Below are 18193 nucleotides of genomic sequence, written 5' to 3'. Positions count from 1 at the left end.
CACTGGCATTGCCGCGAAGGGTCAGTCCTTGGCTGCGAGAAGACGAGCGGCAGCAGCCCTCGCCTCGTCCGTCACGGACGCGCCAGCAAGCATACGGGCAATCTCTTCGGTGCGGTGCTGCGGCTCCATCGTGGCGACGCGCGTGGCGATACGCTCGCTGCCGTCGCCGGACGGACCCTTTGAAATGAGAAGATGGGTCGCCGCCCGTGCCGCCACCTGCGGCGCATGGGTGACGGAAAGGACCTGCACGGTTTTGGACAGGCGGCGCAGCCGCTGGCCGATGGCATCCGCCACCGCGCCACCGACACCCGTGTCGATTTCGTCGAACACCAGAGTCGGTGCCGAACCGCGATCCGCCAGCGCCACTTTCAGCGCCAGCAGGAAGCGAGACAATTCGCCGCCTGATGCGACCTTCATGATCGGACCTGGGCGCGTGCCCGGGTTGGTCTGCACGTGGAATTCCACCGTGTCGATGCCGTCGGCCGTCGCCTGCTCGGGATCGGAGGTGACCTCGACGGTAAACCGCGCCCGCTCCAGCTTCAACGCCGGAAGCTCGGCCATGACAGCGTTGGAAAGCGCTTCCGCTGCATTACGGCGTTTGTCGGAAAGCGACTGCGCGGCACGGTCAAAATCAGCCTTCACGACGCCGAGATTGGCCTCGAGCTTGCCAAGCTTTTCTTCGCCGGCGTCGAGATCGGCGAGATCGGCCACCATTTTTTCGGCGAGAGCGGGGAGGTCTGGCACGGCGACATTATATTTGCGTCCGGCGGCGCGCAACGCGAACAGCCGCTCCTCCACCCGCTCCAGCTCGCGCGGATCGAATTCTGTGCGGCGCAGCGCCGCTTCCACTTCCATCTGCGCATTGGAAAGATTGTCCAGCGCGGCATCCAGCAATTGCACGGTGTCTTCCAGCAGGCCGGGAGCCTCGTGGCTCTTGCGCTCCAGACGCCGCATCATGGATGCTATGACAGGCACGGGCGAAGCATTGCCGTTCAGGAATTCGCTGGCTTCAGCAATATCGCCAGCGATGCGTTCGGATTTTTGCATCACCGCCCGGCGTTCGGCCAGTTCATCCTCCTCGCCATCGCGCGGCGAAAGAGCTTCCAATTCCTCGACGGAAGAGCGCAGGTAATCCGCCTCGCGCGCCGCAGCCTCGACTTTTGCGCGATGCGTCTTTAAGGCCCGGTCAGCATCTTTCCAGGTGCGATAGAATGCCTGAACAGCGCGAGCCTCTTCGCTCAGCCCGGCAAAGGCATCCAGCAGCGTGCGGTGCGCATCCGTATCGACAAGCGCACGATCATCATGCTGGCCGTGAATCTCGACCAGCATCTGACCAAGCTGGCGCATCATCTGCACGCTGATGGCCTGATCGTTGATATAGGCCTTGGTGCGCCCGTCGGAAGATTGCACGCGGCGGAAAATCAGGTCGCCATCGTCATCGAGACCGTTTTCGCGCAGGAGAAGCCGTGTCGGATGATTGTTCGGCACCTCGAAAGTCGCGGTGACCTGCCCCTTTTCCTCCCCGTGGCGCACAAGGCCGCCATCGCCGCGGCCGCCAAGCGCCAGCGAGAGACTATCGAGAAGAATGGATTTGCCCGCACCCGTCTCGCCCGTCAACACGGAAAGGCCCGCCTCGAAACCGAGGTCGAGCCTTTCGATGAGAACAATATCGCGAATTGAGAGCTGGACCAGCATGGCCTATGCCCCGTCTCAGGCGCCGATGAGCTTCTTGCCGGCGCGCGAAATCCAGGACCCCTTATTCTCACGCGGCTCCAGGCCCTGGCCCTTCAGCAGCTTGTAGGAATCCGCATACCATTGGCTGTCGGGATAGTTGTTGCCGAGAACGGCAGCCGCAGTCTGCGCTTCGTCCACCAGGCCCATCGCGTAATAGGCTTCCGTCAGACGCGCCAGCGCTTCCTCGATCTGGTTGGTGTTCTGGTACTGCTCGACGACAATGCGGAAACGCGACACGGCGGCGAGATATTCCTTGCGCTCAAGGTAATAACGACCGACCTGCATTTCGCGGCCGGCAAGCTGATCGCGGGCGAAACGGATCTTGGCCTGCGCATCCGCGACATATTCCGAATCGGGATAATCGTTGACGACCTTGTTCATCGCCTCAACTGTGCGCTGCGCGGCGCGCTGGTCCTGCGTGACGTCGGAAATCTGCTTCGAATAGGCAAGACCGATCATGTACTGAACGTAAGCGGCGTCCTTGGAACGCGGATATTGCCGCAGGAAACGGCTACCGGTGGTGATTGCCACATCGTTCTTGTTGGTGCGCGTGGCAATGAAGGTCTGCATGACAAGCGCCTTCTGGCCCCATTCGGTGAAGGGGTACTGCTTGTCAATCGCCTCGAACTTGCGTGAGGCTTCCGTCATATTGCCTTTGTTCATGTTCGCCAGCGCTTGCTTGTACAGAACGTCAGGCGGATCGGTCTCCACGCCGAGCTTGGTGATGTCGATATCCGGATCGGACTGGCAGGCAGTGACGACGACGCTCGCGCCGACCAACATCAACGAAACGGCGATCCCCCGCATCGTACCCTTCATTGCACCAGACCCTACATGCTTCATTCGACAGTTCCCACTTCCCGCGCAAATACATAAGCATCGGCTTTGTATTGGCGTTCTAGCCATAAAAGCATCCGCAGGGCAACGCAATGATGACGCATTAACGCATTTTTATGGCATCACCCCATGCAATCGCACGATTATCCGGCGATAATTTGCAACTTCCTGCTCCGTCTCACGAAAAAGCCGCCCCGAAGGAGCGGCTTTTCTGTCAATTGATAGCCTTCAAAAGACCTTACGCGGACCAGGGCGCGAATTCGGGCATATTGACGGCCACAAATTCGCGGGCGCGCACCATCTGGTTGCGTGCGGCCGGAGCCTCTACGATCTCGTAAGCCGTACGGTCGCTCAGCAGGGCCTTCAGCGCATTGGCATTGACCTTGTGACCACCGCGATAAGAACGGTAGCAACCGATGAACTGAGCGCCCGCAAGTGCCAGGTCGCCCACCGCGTCAAGCGTCTTGTGGCGGACGAACTCGTCCTTGGCGTAACGCAGGCCTTCCATGTTGATGACGCTGTTGTCGTCGGAAATGACAACCGAATTCTCAAGCGAGGAGCCCAGTGCATAACCGGCGGCCCAAAGGCGCTCGACATCACGCATAAAGCCAAAAGTACGGGCACGCGACAGTTCGTTCTTGAACGTCTCTGCCGTCAGGTCACCCTTCCAGGATTGCTTGCCGATCAGCGGCGTGTCGAAATCGATGTCGACCTCGAAGCGCGTACCGTCATAAGGACGGAACTCCGCCCAGGACGCACCCGAATCGATACGCACCGGCTTGGTGACCCTGATATAGCGGCGCTTCACGCCAAGGTTCTTGATGCCGACCGATTCGATCGCTTCAATGAAGGGAGCAGAGCTGCCATCCATGATCGGCGCTTCCGGACCGTCTACCTCGACGACAAGGTTGTCGAGGCCCATGGCGTAGATGGCGGCCATGACGTGCTCGATCGTCGCTACCGACTGGGAAAGCGAACGGCCAAGCACGGTGCACAGATCGGTATTGCCGACATTGGCAGACACTGCCTTCAGCTCGGTGACGCTGCCATTGTCATGGAGGCGATGGAAGACGATGCCCGTTCCAGCTTCTGCGGGCTGGAACGTCATCGAGACCGGATTGCCGGAATGCACGCCAATGCCTTTAAGCTGAACGGCATGTGCGATAGTTGTCTGAAATCCGAGCAGTCCGATAGTCATTAGTGTATGCCTTTTTTGCAAACCGCGCCGCTTGGGGCCAGCGCCGTTCAAGTTTTCAAGCCGGGTTTTAACGACCGGCGAAGTCAGTCTGTTCCTTTACCCAGCCTCATACATACGCACATGTACGTGCCACGACAAATCACTGTTCGTTTCGGATTGTTACATGCGTAAGCGGCTGACAACGCTAATTAATTTAGTGTTAATAACGTAAAATAAACAAAACGCCCGGATCGTCGGATCCGGGCGTTTCGAGAGGCTAATGGAATCGCCCTCAGTTGGACTGGCGGCGCAGGAAGGCCGGGATTTCCAGCTGGTCATCATCGTGGTGGCTGGACGATGCAGGCGTTGCACGGCCGTGATCGTCGAGCTGGCCGCGACGCGGTGCGTAGAGGCTTGCTTCCGGCGAAAGCGGTGCGCGGCGCTGCGGCGCCATGCTCGGCGCATCCATCATGTCGGAAGGAACTTCTTCTTCTTCGCGGCGACCAAGCGAGTTGGTGATGCGCTTCAGAAGACCCATCGGGCCACGCTCTTCCTGGGCAGCAGGAGCGGCATGGGTGCGGTGGTCCAGCTCGGCCTTCACGACCGGCGGGAAGTCTTCGACCTTCGGCATGCGAACCGGCTCAGGCTGGCGGGCAACCGGTGCAGGTTCCTGATAGACGGGAGCCTGCGGCTGCTGCATGCGCGGTGCCGGAGCAGCATGCTGTTCCGGAGCGTGATAGACCGGTGCCGGAGCAACCGGAGCCGGAGCGGCCTGCTGAACCGGCTGGGCCGGACGAAGTGCCGCCGGTGCTTCAGCCGGAGAGGATGCGAACAGCTTGCTCTGCGGACGGAAGTCCTGGGCCGGCTGCTGATGTGCGGCAAAACCGAGTTCACGTTCCATTTCGGCCTCAGCCGAACGGATGGTCTGGGCGATCGGGTCTACGGCCTTCGGTGCCTGCGAAACTGCGGCAGGCTGTACTGCGGCCGGAGCGGGAGCAACGGCCGCGGAAGGACGGATAAGCGGCTTTGCAGCGGCGGCTGCGGCGCGCATTTCGGCAACGTTCTGCTCGCCGACGCCTGCAACGCGGTCAATGCCGGTTGCAACGACGGAGACGCGGATGAGGCCTTCAAGCGCTTCATCGAAGGTTGCGCCGAGGATGATGTTCGCATCCGGATCAACTTCTTCGCGAATACGGGTCGCAGCTTCGTCGACTTCGAAGAGGGTGAGGTCGCGACCGCCGGTGATGGAGATCAAGAGGCCCTGTGCACCCTTCATCGAGGTTTCGTCGAGCAGCGGGTTGGCGATCGCCGCTTCCGCGGCCTGCATTGCGCGGCCCGGACCGGAAGCCTCGCCGGTGCCCATCATCGCGCGGCCCATTTCGCGCATGACCGAACGGACGTCGGCGAAGTCGAGGTTGATGAGACCTTCCTTCACCATCAGGTCGGTAATGCAGGCAACGCCGGAATAGAGAACCTGGTCGGCCATGGCGAAGGCGTCCGCAAAGGTCGTCTTGTCATTGGCAATACGGAAGAGGTTCTGGTTCGGAATGACGATCAGCGTATCGACGGACTTCTGCAGTTCCTCGATGCCCTGTTCGGCAAGACGCATGCGGCGGCCGCCTTCGAAGTGGAAAGGCTTGGTGACGACGCCAACCGTCAGGATGCCCTTGTTGCGCGCAGCCTGCGCGACAACAGGAGCAGCACCGGTGCCGGTGCCGCCGCCCATGCCGGCGGTGACGAAGCACATATGCGTGCCGTTAAGGTGATCGATGATCTCGTCGATGCATTCTTCAGCGGCAGCGCGCCCGACTTCCGGCTGGGAACCGGCGCCGAGACCTTCAGTGACGTTGACGCCGAGCTGAATGACCCGATCTGCCTTCGTCATGGTCAACGCCTGGGCATCCGTGTTGGCGACAACGAAGTCGACGCCCTGGAGGCCAGCCGTGATCATGTTGTTGACAGCGTTACCACCACCGCCACCGACACCGAAGACGGTGATGCGTGGCTTCAGCTCTGTGATATCAGGCTTCTGCAGCTGTATCGTCATTTTAACATTCCTTCTTTCTCTGGCCGCATCGCCCCGCTGGCCGATTCTTGAAACTCAACTCTGAAACCTCCGGCTTGCGCCCCGAGGCTACTCAAAAACTCTCTTTCAGCCACTGCCCCACCCGGGCTATCCGGCCGCTACCGTTACCAAACGGCGAGAACATTCCGCCTTGCGCCGCATGAATTTCGATGTCCGCCACCTGCGGATAGATCATCAGTCCGCAGGCGGTTGAAAACGCCGGGCCCTTTGCCGCGACCGGAAGACCGGCCACGCCCATGGGGCGGCCGATGCGAACGTTGCGGGCAAGAATGCGCCGCGCCGTTTCCGGCAGCCCCGTCAGCTGGCTCGCGCCGCCGGTCAGGACGACGCGCTTGCCGACGATGGGGCTGAAGCCGGACTTCTGGATACGATCACGGATCAATTCCAGCGTCTCTTCGATACGTGCCCGCACGATGCGGGTAACCAATGCTCTTGAAACTTGCGATGGTTGATCGCGATCATCTTCGCCAATCGGCGGGATCGAAATCATGTCGCGCTCATCCGCGCCATTCAGCAAAGCCGAACCATGCACCACCTTCAGTCTCTCCGCATCTTCGATTCGTGTCGAGAGGCCTCGTGCAAGATCTGTCGTAACGTGATGGCCGCCAAGGCCGATCGCGTCCGTATGGATGAGCCGGCCCTCGGCAAAAACCGAGATCGTCGTCGTGCCGCCGCCCATGTCGATGGCGGCGCAGCCGAGTTCGACTTCATCGTCCACCAGTGCTGCTAGACCGCTAGCATAGGGCGTCGCAACCATGCCCTCGACGGACAGATGCGCGCGGTTGACGCAAAGTTCGAGGTTCTTCAGCGCCGTGCGTTCGACAGTCACCACATGCATGTCAACGCCGAGAAGATCGCCGTACATCGACAGCGGATCGCGGATACCGCGCTCGCCATCCAGCGAATAGCCCGTCGGCAGCGAATGCAGGATCGCCCGGTCCTGACGCATGGACTGCTGGCTTGCCGCCACCAGAACCTTGCGCAGATCGCTTGCTTCCACTTCCTGGCCGCCGAGATCGATGCTCGCGGTGTAGATATCGCTCGCCAGGCGGCCGGCGGAAACATTGACGATCAGGCTGTCGACGGTCAGGCCCGCCATGCGCTCAGCCGCATCGACTGAAAGACGGATGACGCCTTCCAGCGCGTCGAGGTCGGCAATCACGCCTGACTTCACGCCGCGCGAACGCTGGTGGCCGATGCCGATGATTTCGACCTTGTGGGTGCGGCCAGGCAGGATTTCGCTTTCCTGACGGGGCGTCAGCCGGCCGATCATGCACACGACCTTGGTCGAGCCGATGTCGAGCACCGAAACGATGTGGCTGCGCTTGGAAGAAAGCGGCTTCAGACGAGGCAGACCGAAATGGGAAGAACCGAAAAAGCTCATGTGTTCTTCTCCGCTTTCTTGAGAGCCTTGGTGCGCGCATCGACGGCAGCCTGGCGGCGTTCGGCGGCACCTTCGGTCAGCTGGATCGTTGTACGGTCGGACAGGCGCAGGTCCACGGCAGCGACATCGCGCGACAGAACTTTCTCTTCCAGATCGAGCCGCGCGAGCAATTGCAGCGCCTGCGGCAGGTTTTCTTCTGGCAGCTTGACGACGATGCCGTTGTCGAGATGCAGGTCCCAGCGGCGGCCGGCGATACGCACGTAGGCTCGGACGCGGCTGCGGATTTCCGGCCAGTCAGCCAGCTGCTCGACGAAACCGGCAGCACCGGTTTCCGCGTCGCGGCCGACGAAAAGCGGCAGCGAGGCAAACTTGTTGTCACGCAGCGGCGCGATGACACTGCCGCTCTTTTCGATCAGCGACAGCTCCGAGCCGTGCTGCCAGATGCCAAAAGCCTCACGCTCCTTCAGACGAACCTCGACCGTCTTCGGATAGATCTTGCGGATATCGACATCCTCAACCCAGGGAAGCTGCACCAGCTTGCGGCGCGCGGCGTCGATGTCGAGCGCGATCAGGGACGTGCTGCCATCGAGACCGAGAAGCTGGAAGACATCGATTTCGGAGGTCTGCAGGTTGCCGGAGACCTTCACGTCCTCAACGGCGAAACCGGCCGCGGAGGTCGTTGCCTGCGTGACGATATTCGTATGGCCGCCGAGTGACATGCCATAAAGCCCGGTCGCCGCATAAAAGGCGACGGCCGCAATCGTACCGGTATGGGCGGGAATGTGGATACGTCCGGTCGCAAGGCTGACGCCGAAACGCACGACGCGACGCAGCGGACGCGGCAACACCATGCGATCGTCGGCACTGGCCGCCGCCGCGAATTGCTCGCGCTTTTTTGCCGTCGACTTTTTGCCGATCACCGCAAACACGAAGCGTCCTCCACCATCCAGCTGACAAGGTTACCAAAGGAGCGGCCAGCATGGGCCGCCATTTCAGGCACCAGGGAGGTCGGCGTCATGCCCGGCTGCGTATTCACTTCAAGCCAGATAACTTCGCCATCTTCTGAGAAACGGTCGTCGTAACGAAAGTCTGAACGGCTTACGCCACGGCACCCGATCGCCCGATGCGCCATAACCGCCAGTGTTTGAATTTTTTGGTAAATTTTCGGTGAAATTTCTGCGGGAATGACATGTTTCGAGCCACCAGCAGCGTATTTCGCATCGTAATCATAGAAATTGTGACCGAGCGGCACCACTTCGGTGACGCCCAGCGCCTCGCCGTCGAGCACCCCGCAGGTCAGTTCGCGGCCATGGATATAACGCTCGACCATGACATGGTCGCCGTATTTCCATTCAGAGGACGTGAGTATCTGCGGCGGGTGCGACTGGTCTTCCTTGACGATAACGACGCCGAAGCTCGAGCCTTCGCGCACCGGCTTCACCACATAAGGCGGCGCCAGCGGATGTTCGCTGGTGAAATCGAAGCGGTTCATGACTCGCTCGGCGGCGACAGGAATGCCGGCAGCAGCAGCAACCTTCTTGGCCTGCGCCTTGTCCATGGCAAGCGCCGAGGCGAGCACGCCGGAATGGGTATAGGGAATGGCGAGATATTCGAGGATGCCCTGAATGGTGCCGTCTTCGCCGAAGGGCCCATGCAGCGCGTTGAAAGCGACGTCCGGGCGCAGCGCATCAAGCACGGCGGCGACATCGCGGCCGACATCGACACGGGTGACCTTGTAGCCCTCGTCTTCCAGAGCCTGCGCGCAAGCGTTGCCCGACGACAGGCTGACCGGCCGCTCCGACGAAAATCCACCCATAAGAACAGCTACGTGCTTGCCGCTCATCGATACCTCTGACACCAACTCTCCGTTACGGACCACGCTCCGAACCGACCGGATTTCACGAACGGTGATTCTGGCACATGACCCTTGAGACCAGTTAAACGCCATTAAGGTTAATGAATCGTTTACTTTCGTTAACCGCCGCGCCCAACATGCCGAGTTTGTTAAAGAATCAGCATTGATCCGAATTCCCTCCTTGGAATCAGAGAGTTGCGCGGAATGCAACATGCAGGTTTTCAATGATCGGAAATAAAACGACGCCGGCGCGTCTGCTGCCGCGCGACAAAGGCAAGGCCGAAACGTTAACAGACGGGATTATTCCCCAGGCAAATTATCTGCCGTTTCAGGGTTTTAAAACCGCAGCCTGAATCAGTCTCTCAATCGACGAACGTTCTCCGAGGCCGTGACCACACGTGTCGCCCTGATGGATCACATTATCTGCATTATTTCTTTTTTAGCATTCCATAAGAACAAAAATTGCGTTAACGCAGATGTCGCCTCCCAAGGCATGACATTGCAATCATCCAAAATGGAACCAATACCATGACCGACGCGATATCTCCGGTATCGCCGACCGCTGACAATTCGAACGCTGTAAAGACAAATTCGCCTGCACGAGTTCTCACTGCCAGTCTGGTCGGTACGACCATCGAGTTTTTCGATTTCTACGTTTACGCCACGGCCGCAGTGCTCGTGTTCCCGACATTGTTCTTCCCGAACAATGATCCGATGACGGCGCTTCTGGCGTCTTTCGCAACTTTCTCCATCGCCTTTTTCGCCCGCCCCCTCGGCGCCGTGGTCTTCGGCCACTATGGGGACCGCGTTGGCCGCAAGACGACGCTTGTCGCGGCGCTGCTGACCATGGGTGTCTCGACGGTCGTGATCGGCCTGCTGCCGTCCTATGAGACGGCCGGCGTTCTGGCGCCGCTGCTGCTCGCACTTTGCCGCTTCGGCCAGGGCTTCGGTCTCGGTGGCGAATGGGGCGGTGCCGTCCTGCTCGCGACGGAAAACGCCCCTCCCGGCAAGCGCAGCTGGTACGGCATGTTCCCGCAGCTTGGCGCACCCGTCGGCCTGTTCCTCTCGTCAGGCGTGTTCTGGATCCTGCTGCACTTCATGTCGCAGGAAGCGCTTCTCAGCTGGGGCTGGCGCATTCCCTTCGTCGCCTCGATCATCCTGATCGCGGTCGGCATGTGGGTTCGCCTGTCGATCACCGAAACGCCCGACTTCCAGAAGGCCATCGAAAAGGAGGAACGTGTGGCCGTGCCGGTTGCGGAACTGTTCCGCAACCACAAGCGCAGCCTCGTGCTCGGCACCTTTGTGGCGCTCGCCACCTTCGTGCTCTTCTACATCGGCACGGCCTATCTGCTCTCCTACAACGTCAAGGTCCTGAAAATTCCTTTCCTCGACGCGCTGGAAGTTCAGATCCTCGGCTCCGTCGTTTTCGGTATCTTCATTCCGATTGCCGGCAAGCTTGCGGAAAAATTCGGTCGCCGCGAAATTCTGATCCTGACGACAGTGCTGATCGGCCTGTTCTCCTTCCTGCTGCCCGGCCTGATGACCGGCAGCGAAGGCTCGATCTTCGTCTTCGCGGCTCTGGCGATGATGCTGATGGGCATGACTTACGGCCTGATCGGAACGGCGCTCGCCGCCCCCTTCCCGACCCGCGTCCGCTATACCGGCTCTTCCATCACCTTCAACATGGCCGGCATCTTCGGCGCGTCGCTGGCGCCTTACATCGCCACATGGCTGCAGGTGAACTACGGCATGGGCTATGTCGGCTATTACCTCTGCGTATCCGCGCTCATCACGCTCGCCTGCATTCTTCTGTCCCGCAAGGACGAAGTCTGAGTCCATAGATACCGACAGTAACAAAAAGCCCGCGAAACGAGAGTTTCGCGGGCTTTAATGTGTTTACATCTTAGCAAGGCCGACTCGCATCAAGCCCCCAGAAAAGGCTCCACTTCACGACCGGGCATGAACAACCCCAGGCGCTTGATTTCCCATTCCAGCCGGATGCCCGATTTGTCAAACACGCGCTTGCGGATGGTCTCGCCTAGATATTCCAGATCGTAACCGGTCGCATGGCCGGTATTGATCATGAAATTGCAATGCAGTGATGACATCTGCGCGCCGCCGATCACAAGACCACGACCGCCCGCCTCATCGATAAGCTCCCATGCGGAATGACCTTCGGGGTTCTTGAAGGTCGAGCCGCCGGTCTGTTCGCGGATCGGCTGCACGGTTTCGCGGTGATGACGCACCGCATCCATATCGGCGCGGATTTTCGCCTTGTCCTCGGGATAGCCCTCGAAGAGCGCACCGGTGAAGATCAGGCCTGCGTCGGCGCCGGAATGGCGATAGCTGTAGCCCATATCGGCATTGGAAAGCACATGCTGGTTGCCCTGACGGTCGACCGCATAGACTTCCACGACACGTTCACGCGTCTCGCCGCCGTTTGCGCCCGCATTCATGCGCAGCGCTCCGCCGATGGAGCCCGGAATACCGTAATAGAAGTGGAAGCCGCCAATGCCATTATCCATGGCCATGGCTGCAATATGCTTGTCCGGGCAGATCGCGCCCGCCTTGATGCGGTTTTCACCGGCAAGCTCCACCTGACCGAAGCCCTTGGCGGACAGGCGCACGACCACGCCCGGAATACCGCCGTCACGCACCAGAAGGTTCGAGCCGACGCCAACCACGGTCAGCGGCACATCTTCCGGCAGAATTTTCAGGAAGGCAATCAGATCATCCGTATCGTGCGGCTGGAACATCACCTCCGCAAGACCGCCGGCTCTGAACCACGTCACGCGGTCCATAGGCGCATCCGGTGTCAGACGTCCCCGCAATTCCTTTACCCCGTCGCCGAGCCTCCCCAGCAATTTAACCCCATCGACCTGTCTCATTCAGACTTTCCTGATATGCTCTTCAATTCCGAAGGCAGCGACGCTGCCCATTGCGTGATATTCCCAGCCCCCAAGAGAACCACGAAATCACCCGGATTCGCAATGGCTGCGACCTGTGACGCAAGGTCCTCCCGCTTTTCGAGGAAACGCGCGTCACGGTGGCCAGCGGCCTTGATGGCCGAAACCAGCGCTTCGGAGCTTGCGCCTTCGATGGGATCTTCGCCCGCTGCATAAACCGGAGCAAGAAGAATCGTATCGGCATCGTTGAAACAATGCGCGAAATCATCAAACAGGCTCGAAAGACGGCTGTAGCGGTGGGGCTGGTGCACGGCGATGATGCGGCCCTTGCAGGCTTCCCGCGCCGCCTTCAGCACGGCCTTGATCTCGACCGGGTGGTGACCGTAATCGTCAAAAACCTGCACCCCGTTGGCTTCGCCCGTCAGCGTGAAACGTCGCTTGACACCACCGAAGGAGGCAAGCCCCTTCTTGATGTCGGCTTCCGAGATGCCGAGACGATTGGCAACCGCGATTGCCGCTGTCGCATTCGAAACGTTATGGCGGCCGGGCATCGGCAGGACGAGGTCCTTGAAAGAGAAAATCTTGCCGGTGCGGCGACGGCGGATTTCCACGTCGAAGACCGAGCGCGTACCGTCGATGCGGACATTCGAAAACCGCACGTCGGCCTGCGGGTTCTCGCCATATGTGATGACCTTGCGGTCTTCGATGCGGCCAACCAATGCCTGCACTTCGGGATGATCGAGGCACATGACGCCGAAACCATAGAAAGGCACGTTCTCGACGAACTGACGGAATGCGGCGCGTACGGCGTCGAAATTGCCGTAATGGTCGAGATGTTCCGGATCGATATTGGTGATGACGGCGACGTCAGCCGGCAGCTTCAGGAAAGTGCCGTCGGACTCGTCGGCCTCCACCACCATCCACTCACCCTCACCCATGCGGGCATTGGTGCCATAGGCATTGATGATGCCGCCATTGATGACGGTCGGGTCGAGATTGCCGGCTTCCAGGAGCGTGGCGACCATGGAGGTCGTCGTCGTTTTGCCGTGCGTGCCGCCGATGGCGATGGCGTTACGGAAGCGCATCAGCTCGGCCAGCATTTCCGCGCGGCGCACGATCGGCAGGTGCTTTTCCCGCGCGGCGACGAGCTCCGGATTGTTCTTCTTGATCGCGGTCGAAACGACGACGACCTCTGCATCGCCGATATTGTCAGCCGTGTGGCCCACAAAAACCTCGATGCCCTTGTCACGCAGACGCTGCACATTGGCGCTGTCGGCCTGGTCCGATCCCTGCACCCGGTGGCCGAGATTGTGAAGCACTTCGGCAATGCCGCTCATGCCGATCCCGCCTATGCCGATGAAATGCACAAGGCCTATGGCTTTCGGCATCTTCATGCCCCAACTCCTTCAATATTCTTCTTGAATTCCTGTACGGACCGGCCGGAGGCAATCGCCTCCACCAGATCGGCCAGCACATCCGCCGCGTGCGGTTTGCCGGTTGCCTTCGCCGCCGCCGCCGTTGCGGAAAGCCGCTCGGGTTCGGCAAGCGCCGAGGACAGCAGGCCAGAGAGCTTCTGCGGCGAGAGCTCCGCCTGCTTGATGACGCTTGCCCCACCCGCCGCCGAAAGCGCAGCCGCGTTCGCCGCCTGATCATGATCCAGCGCATGCGGATAAGGCACGAGGATCGACGGACGGCCGATCACCGAAAGCTCCGATACCGTCGAAGCGCCCGAGCGGCTGATGACCAGATCGGCCTCGCCGATACGCGACGCCATATCGCCGAAGAAGGGCGAAACATCCGCCTTCACGCCGAGCTTCTGGTAGGAGGCGATGACGCTGTCCTTGTCTTCCGGCCGCGCCTGCTGGGTGACGACGATGCGCTTGCGCTGCTCGTCTTTCAGGAGGCAGATTGCGGCGGGTACCGCGCTCGAGAAAAACTGCGCGCCCTGGCTGCCGCCAAAGACAACGAGCTGGAAAGGCTCGCCTGTCTGCGAGGCGGTGTAGGGTATTTCAGAGGCGGCCAGCACCGCTGGGCGCACCGGATTGCCGGTCGCGACGGTCTTGTCGGAATATTGACCATTGGCGGGCGGCAGGAAGCCGCCGGCAATTGCCTTTACGCGTCCGGCAAGTGCCTTGTTGGCGCGGCCCATCACGGCGTTCTGTTCGTGAATGATCGACGGCACTCCAAGCCCGGTGGAGGCCAGCAGCGGAGGTACGGTGGGATAGCCGCCGAAACCGACAACCGCGACCGGCTTCAGTTTTGCGACCAGCCGACGCGCCGCGCGCAGGCCAACCCAGAGCTTCCAGAGCGAACCCGCCACGGAAATTGGGTTTTTGGAGCCGATGGTGGCAGACGGAACCACATGAATTTCATCTGCCGGAAACTTGCCCGCATAACGCTCGGCGCGGCTGTCGGTGACGAGATGCACCTGATAACCGCGTGCCTTCAGCGTATGCGCCAGCGCTTCTGCCGGAAACACATGGCCGCCGGTTCCACCGGCGGCAAGAAGAACAATACCCTTGCTCATGATCGTTTACTCCGCGGGAACGCCGGAACCAACGCGGAAGAAACTCCGCTCCTGCGCCCGCTTTTCGGGTCTGTGGCGTGTCAATGCCAGAAGGAAACCGGCGGTCACGCATATCGCCATCATTGACGAACCACCATAGGAAATCAGCGGCAAGGTCATGCCCTTGGCAGGCATCAGTTCCAGATTGACGCCGATATTGATCATCGACTGCATGCCGATCTGCAGCACAAGGCCAGCCACGGCGAAGCGGCAGAAATCATCCTTTTCCTTGAAGGCGTGCGACAGGCCGCGCAGCACGATGAAGGCGAAGATGGCAACAAGAAACATGCAGAAAACGATGCCGAATTCTTCCGCCGCAACCGAGAAGATGAAGTCGGTATGGCTATCGGGAATGATGCGCTTGACGATACCCTCACCCGGTCCGCGACCGAACCAGTCGCCACGAATGATCGCTTCACGCGCTGTGTCCACCTGGAACGTGTCGCCCTCACCCGTCCAGAAACGGTCGATACGGCCGGCCACGTGCGGCAGCATGAGATAGGCGGAGATGATGCCGCCGACGCCGAGACCACCGAGCATGATGATCCAGAACCACGGCACACCCGCCATGAAGAACATGCCGCCCCAGACAACGGAGGTCAGGATCGTCTGGCCGAAGTCAGGCTGGGCGATGAGAAGTGCGGCCACGATTCCGAAGGTGATGATCGCAAAGAGATTGCCCGGAATTTCCGGATGGCGCGCCCGCTCTGCAAAAAGCCATGCGCAGACGATGACGAAAGCCGGCTTCATGAATTCCGACGGCTGGATCGAGAAAGTGCCGATGGAAATCCACCGCCGCGCGCCCTTCACCTCGATGCCGAAGAACAGTGCAAAGATCATCATCAGCAGCGAGGCGATCAGCATGATGACCGCCACGCGGCGCACCTGGCGCGGCGACAGGAAGGACAAGCCGACCATGATCGCCAGCGATGGCACCATGAACATGGCCTGACGCTCAACGAAAAAGAAGCTGTTGAGGCCGATACGCTCGGCAACGGCCGGCGACGCCGCGAAGGACAGCATCAGGCCGATGCCCATCAGCGCGATGAATGCCGCCAGAAAGAAACGGTCGATGGTCCAGAACCATTCCGCGACCGGACCGCGATCAACTCGGCTTACCATGGCCTTCAGCCCCCTTTTCCAGAGTGAACGAGCATCGTCATGCCATCGAGCGCCGCGACCTGCGCGACAAACGAATCACCTCTGACTTCAAAGTTCTTATATTGATCGAAACTTGCGCAAGCCGGGGACAACATCACGATATTGCCGGGCGTCGCGTCTTTTTCCGCATCCGCCGCCGCATGCTGCACGGCCTTGTCCAGGGTGCCGGATATTTCGTAGGGCACCGCTTCACCGAGCGTCGCTGCAAATTCCGCCGCCGCCTCGCCGATCAGATAGGCTTTTGCAATGCGCGGGAAAAGCGGTGAAAGGCTGGCAATCCCGCCGGCCTTCGGCAGACCGCCGGCAATCCAGTAAATGCGGTCAAAGCTCGAAAGCGCAGGTGCCGCCGCATCGGCATTGGTGGCCTTGCTGTCATTGACGAAGGTGACATTGCCGCGTCGGCCAACCGGCTGCATGCGATGCTTGAGGCCAGGGAAGGATTTGAGACCTGCACGAACTTCATCCTCGGAAACACCGACTGCAAGGCAGGCCGCAATTGCCGCCGCCGCATTTTGCGCATTGTGGCTGCCGCGAAGCGTCTGGATACCATCGAGATCGACAAGTAGCGACGAAGTTCCCCCATGCGCCCGCAGGATGCGGCTGCCCTCGGCATAAAGACCTTCGGAAACGACATTGCGCTTGGAAATGCGCTCAACCCTGACGCCGGCACGCTCAACGCGATCGGCAATCAGCGTCGAGTAGCTGTCGTCGACACCGACAATCGCCGTGCCGCTGCCGGCAACAAGCCGTTCCTTGACGTCGGCATAGTGCTGCATCGTGCCATGCCGGTCGAGATGATCGGGAGTGAGGTTGAGAAGAATGCCGGCAGTCGGATTGATCGTGGGTGCCAGGTCAATCTGGTAGGACGAGCACTCAACAACGTAGAAGCGCTGCGCCTTAGGCGGATCGAGGCTCAGTACCGCCGTACCGATATTGCCGCCAAGCTGCGTATCGCGACCAGCCGATTTCAGAATATGTGCGATCAGCGCCGTGGTGGTCGACTTGCCGTTGGTCCCGGTAATCGCAATGAAGGGGCAATCCGGCGCGTGGGCACGACGTTCTCGGACAAAGAGCTCGATATCGCCGATGATCTCGACGCCGGAGGCTTTCGCCAGATCGACGGACCAGTGCGGCTTCGGATGCGTCAGCGGCACGCCCGGTGCCAGCACGAAGGAGGAGAAACTCGACCAGTCAATCGTCCGAAGATCCGCCGTCTTGATGCCCTCGGCCTCGGCCTTTGCGACACTGTCGGGATTATCATCGAAAGCCACGACGTCGGCACCGCCGGCGACCAGCGCCCGGGCCGTGACAAGACCCGAACCGCCGAGCCCGAAAAGAACGACTTTCTTACCCTTGAACGACGTGACCGGGATCATCGCTCACCTCAGCTTCAGGGTAGCGAGGCCAAGCAGCGCGAGGCCAACGGAAATGATCCAGAAACGGATGACCACCTGGCTTTCCGTCCAGCCCTTTTTCTCGAAATGGTGATGGATCGGCGCCATCAGGAAGACGCGCCTGCCGGTGCGCTTGAACCAGAAGACCTGGATGATGACCGACAGGGTTTCCATGACGAAGAGACCGCCGACGATGACCATGACGATCTCGTGCTTGGTGGCGACTGCGATGGAGCCGATCAGGCCACCCAGCGCGAGCGAACCCGTATCGCCCATGAAGATGGCGGCGGGCGGCGCATTAAACCACAGAAAACCGAGGCCGGCACCGATGACGGCGCCGACAATAACGGCGAGTTCACCCGTGCCGGGCACGAAATTGATCTGCAGGTAATTGGCAAAAACGGCGTTACCGGCGAGATAGGCGATCACACCGAAAGTGGCGGCCGCGATCATGACCGGCACGATGGCGAGCCCGTCGAGACCGTCGGTCAGGTTCACCGCATTCCCCGCGCCGACGATGACGAAAGCACCGAACAGCACGAAGAAATAACCGAGATTGATCACAAATTCCTTGAAGAAGGGAAAAGCGATGGAGCTGCCGAGCGTGCCGCCATGCGGTGCCGAGGCAAGCGCCATCTTCATCATGAAGAACACGGCAATCGCCGCGATCAGGAATTCGATGCCGAGACGAGCCTTGCCGGAAAAACCCTTGTCGCTCTGTTTCGTCACTTTCAGATAATCGTCGTAGAAGCCGATGGCTCCGAAACCAAGCGTCACCATTAGAACGGCGACGACATAGACATTCGACAGGTCGCCCCACAGAAGCGAACCGCCGAGAATGCCGGCGAGGATCATCAAGCCGCCCATGGTCGGGGTGCCGGCCTTCTTGAAATGCGTCTGCGGTCCATCGGCGCGGATCGGCTGGCCTTTGCCCTGGCGCACGCGCAGCGAATTGATGATGGCCGGTCCAAACAGGAAGACGATCAACGCAGAGGTGAACATCGCCGCCCCCGCCCGGAAGGTGATGTACCGGAACAGGTTGAAGATTTGAATTTTATCCGACAGTTCGACGAGCCAGATCAGCATAATTGCC

General features: G+C 60.3%; 15 protein-coding genes. 2 read left to right on the top strand and 13 right to left on the bottom strand.

All coding sequences use genetic code 11. The annotated features are described in order from the left end of the window. Window positions 1-21: 21 nt before the first annotated feature. From recN to BLU28_RS05925, 7 genes are all read right to left on the bottom strand, one after another. The gene (gene recN / locus BLU28_RS05955) at window positions 22-1695 is read right to left on the bottom strand and encodes a DNA repair protein RecN (RefSeq protein ID WP_077987441.1); all 1674 of its coding nucleotides are present in this window, start codon (window positions 1693-1695) and stop codon (window positions 22-24) included. Between the two features lie 15 nt (window positions 1696-1710). Continuing rightward, the gene (locus tag BLU28_RS05950; protein ID WP_006697761.1) at window positions 1711-2577 is read right to left on the bottom strand and encodes an outer membrane protein assembly factor BamD; all 867 of its coding nucleotides are present in this window, start codon (window positions 2575-2577) and stop codon (window positions 1711-1713) included. 232 nt (window positions 2578-2809) lie between these two features. Next, window positions 2810-3769 (bottom strand): UDP-3-O-acyl-N-acetylglucosamine deacetylase, encoded by a 960-nt coding sequence (gene lpxC / locus BLU28_RS05945; RefSeq protein WP_004442781.1) that lies wholly within the window; start codon window positions 3767-3769, stop codon window positions 2810-2812. Window positions 3770-4040: 271 nt separating this feature from the next. Next, the gene (gene ftsZ / locus BLU28_RS05940) at window positions 4041-5795 is read right to left on the bottom strand and encodes a cell division protein FtsZ (protein WP_004442782.1); all 1755 of its coding nucleotides are present in this window, start codon (window positions 5793-5795) and stop codon (window positions 4041-4043) included. Between the two features lie 91 nt (window positions 5796-5886). Beyond that, on the bottom strand, window positions 5887-7218 hold the full coding sequence (gene ftsA, locus BLU28_RS05935) for a cell division protein FtsA (protein WP_004442783.1): 1332 nt from the start codon (window positions 7216-7218) through the stop codon (window positions 5887-5889). Further along, on the bottom strand, window positions 7215-8147 hold the full coding sequence (locus BLU28_RS05930; protein ID WP_022556596.1) for a cell division protein FtsQ/DivIB: 933 nt from the start codon (window positions 8145-8147) through the stop codon (window positions 7215-7217). The genes ftsA and BLU28_RS05930 overlap by 4 nt, the downstream gene beginning before the upstream one ends. Then, complete coding sequence (locus tag BLU28_RS05925; RefSeq protein ID WP_004442785.1) at window positions 8135-9061, bottom strand: D-alanine--D-alanine ligase; 927 nt, start codon at window positions 9059-9061, stop codon at window positions 8135-8137. Before BLU28_RS05925 ends, BLU28_RS05930 begins: the two co-directional genes overlap by 13 nt. A gap of 236 nt (window positions 9062-9297) precedes the next feature. Here BLU28_RS05925 and BLU28_RS26765 point away from each other — a divergent pair, with 236 nt between their 5' ends. Next, window positions 9298-9426: a hypothetical protein gene (locus BLU28_RS26765; RefSeq protein WP_267889667.1), complete on the top strand. Its 129-nt coding sequence runs from the start codon at window positions 9298-9300 to the stop codon at window positions 9424-9426. A 175-nt stretch (window positions 9427-9601) separates the two neighbouring features. Next, complete coding sequence (locus BLU28_RS05920) at window positions 9602-10906, top strand: MFS transporter (protein ID WP_004442787.1); 1305 nt, start codon at window positions 9602-9604, stop codon at window positions 10904-10906. 89 nt (window positions 10907-10995) lie between these two features. Here the strand turns inward: BLU28_RS05920 and murB are convergent, their stop codons facing one another. Genes murB through mraY form a run of 6 tightly spaced genes read right to left on the bottom strand, consistent with a single transcriptional unit; the run spans window position 10996 to window position 18186 of the window. Further along, on the bottom strand, window positions 10996-11961 hold the full coding sequence (gene murB / locus BLU28_RS05915; protein ID WP_004442789.1) for a UDP-N-acetylmuramate dehydrogenase: 966 nt from the start codon (window positions 11959-11961) through the stop codon (window positions 10996-10998). Further along, window positions 11958-13373 carry a UDP-N-acetylmuramate--L-alanine ligase gene (murC, locus tag BLU28_RS05910; protein ID WP_004442790.1) on the bottom strand — a complete coding sequence of 472 codons (1416 nt, stop codon included), beginning with the start codon at window positions 13371-13373 and terminating at the stop codon, window positions 11958-11960. The genes murB and murC overlap by 4 nt, the downstream gene beginning before the upstream one ends. Then, window positions 13370-14506, bottom strand: a complete 1137-nt coding sequence (murG, locus tag BLU28_RS05905; protein WP_004442793.1) for an undecaprenyldiphospho-muramoylpentapeptide beta-N-acetylglucosaminyltransferase — start codon at window positions 14504-14506, stop codon at window positions 13370-13372. The genes murC and murG overlap by 4 nt, the downstream gene beginning before the upstream one ends. Before the next feature lie 6 nt (window positions 14507-14512). Beyond that, on the bottom strand, window positions 14513-15667 hold the full coding sequence (gene ftsW / locus BLU28_RS05900; RefSeq protein ID WP_004442795.1) for a putative lipid II flippase FtsW: 1155 nt from the start codon (window positions 15665-15667) through the stop codon (window positions 14513-14515). 5 nt (window positions 15668-15672) lie between these two features. Next, on the bottom strand, window positions 15673-17082 hold the full coding sequence (murD, locus tag BLU28_RS05895) for a UDP-N-acetylmuramoyl-L-alanine--D-glutamate ligase (RefSeq protein WP_004442796.1): 1410 nt from the start codon (window positions 17080-17082) through the stop codon (window positions 15673-15675). A gap of 3 nt (window positions 17083-17085) precedes the next feature. Then, the gene (mraY, locus tag BLU28_RS05890; protein ID WP_003522196.1) at window positions 17086-18186 is read right to left on the bottom strand and encodes a phospho-N-acetylmuramoyl-pentapeptide-transferase; all 1101 of its coding nucleotides are present in this window, start codon (window positions 18184-18186) and stop codon (window positions 17086-17088) included. Window positions 18187-18193 lie beyond the last annotated feature (7 nt).

The organism is Agrobacterium pusense (assembly GCF_900102105.1).
In the GTDB taxonomy this organism is placed as follows: Bacteria; Pseudomonadota; Alphaproteobacteria; order Rhizobiales; family Rhizobiaceae; genus Agrobacterium; species Agrobacterium pusense.
The sequence above is the reverse complement of the archived record's forward strand: the minus strand, read 5'-3'. Positions and strand labels throughout refer to the sequence as shown.

Excerpts from the sequence above, each read along its gene's own strand:
- recN (WP_077987441.1), bottom strand. The coding sequence starts at position 1,695 with ATGCTGGTCCAGCTCTCAATTCGCGATATTGTTCTCATCGAAAGGCTC.
- BLU28_RS05950 (WP_006697761.1), bottom strand. The coding sequence starts at position 2,577 with ATGAAGCATGTAGGGTCTGGTGCAATGAAGGGTACGATGCGGGGGATC.
- lpxC (WP_004442781.1), bottom strand. The coding sequence starts at position 3,769 with ATGACTATCGGACTGCTCGGATTTCAGACAACTATCGCACATGCCGTT.
- ftsZ (WP_004442782.1), bottom strand. The coding sequence starts at position 5,795 with ATGACGATACAGCTGCAGAAGCCTGATATCACAGAGCTGAAGCCACGC.
- ftsA (WP_004442783.1), bottom strand. The coding sequence starts at position 7,218 with ATGAGCTTTTTCGGTTCTTCCCATTTCGGTCTGCCTCGTCTGAAGCCG.
- BLU28_RS05925 (WP_004442785.1), bottom strand. The coding sequence starts at position 9,061 with ATGAGCGGCAAGCACGTAGCTGTTCTTATGGGTGGATTTTCGTCGGAG.
- BLU28_RS26765 (WP_267889667.1), top strand. The coding sequence starts at position 9,298 with ATGATCGGAAATAAAACGACGCCGGCGCGTCTGCTGCCGCGCGACAAA.
- BLU28_RS05920 (WP_004442787.1), top strand. The coding sequence starts at position 9,602 with ATGACCGACGCGATATCTCCGGTATCGCCGACCGCTGACAATTCGAAC.
- murB (WP_004442789.1), bottom strand. The coding sequence starts at position 11,961 with ATGAGACAGGTCGATGGGGTTAAATTGCTGGGGAGGCTCGGCGACGGG.
- murC (WP_004442790.1), bottom strand. The coding sequence starts at position 13,373 with ATGAAGATGCCGAAAGCCATAGGCCTTGTGCATTTCATCGGCATAGGC.
- murG (WP_004442793.1), bottom strand. The coding sequence starts at position 14,506 with ATGAGCAAGGGTATTGTTCTTCTTGCCGCCGGTGGAACCGGCGGCCAT.
- ftsW (WP_004442795.1), bottom strand. The coding sequence starts at position 15,667 with ATGGTAAGCCGAGTTGATCGCGGTCCGGTCGCGGAATGGTTCTGGACC.
- murD (WP_004442796.1), bottom strand. The coding sequence starts at position 17,082 with ATGATCCCGGTCACGTCGTTCAAGGGTAAGAAAGTCGTTCTTTTCGGG.
- mraY (WP_003522196.1), bottom strand. The coding sequence starts at position 18,186 with ATGCTGATCTGGCTCGTCGAACTGTCGGATAAAATTCAAATCTTCAAC.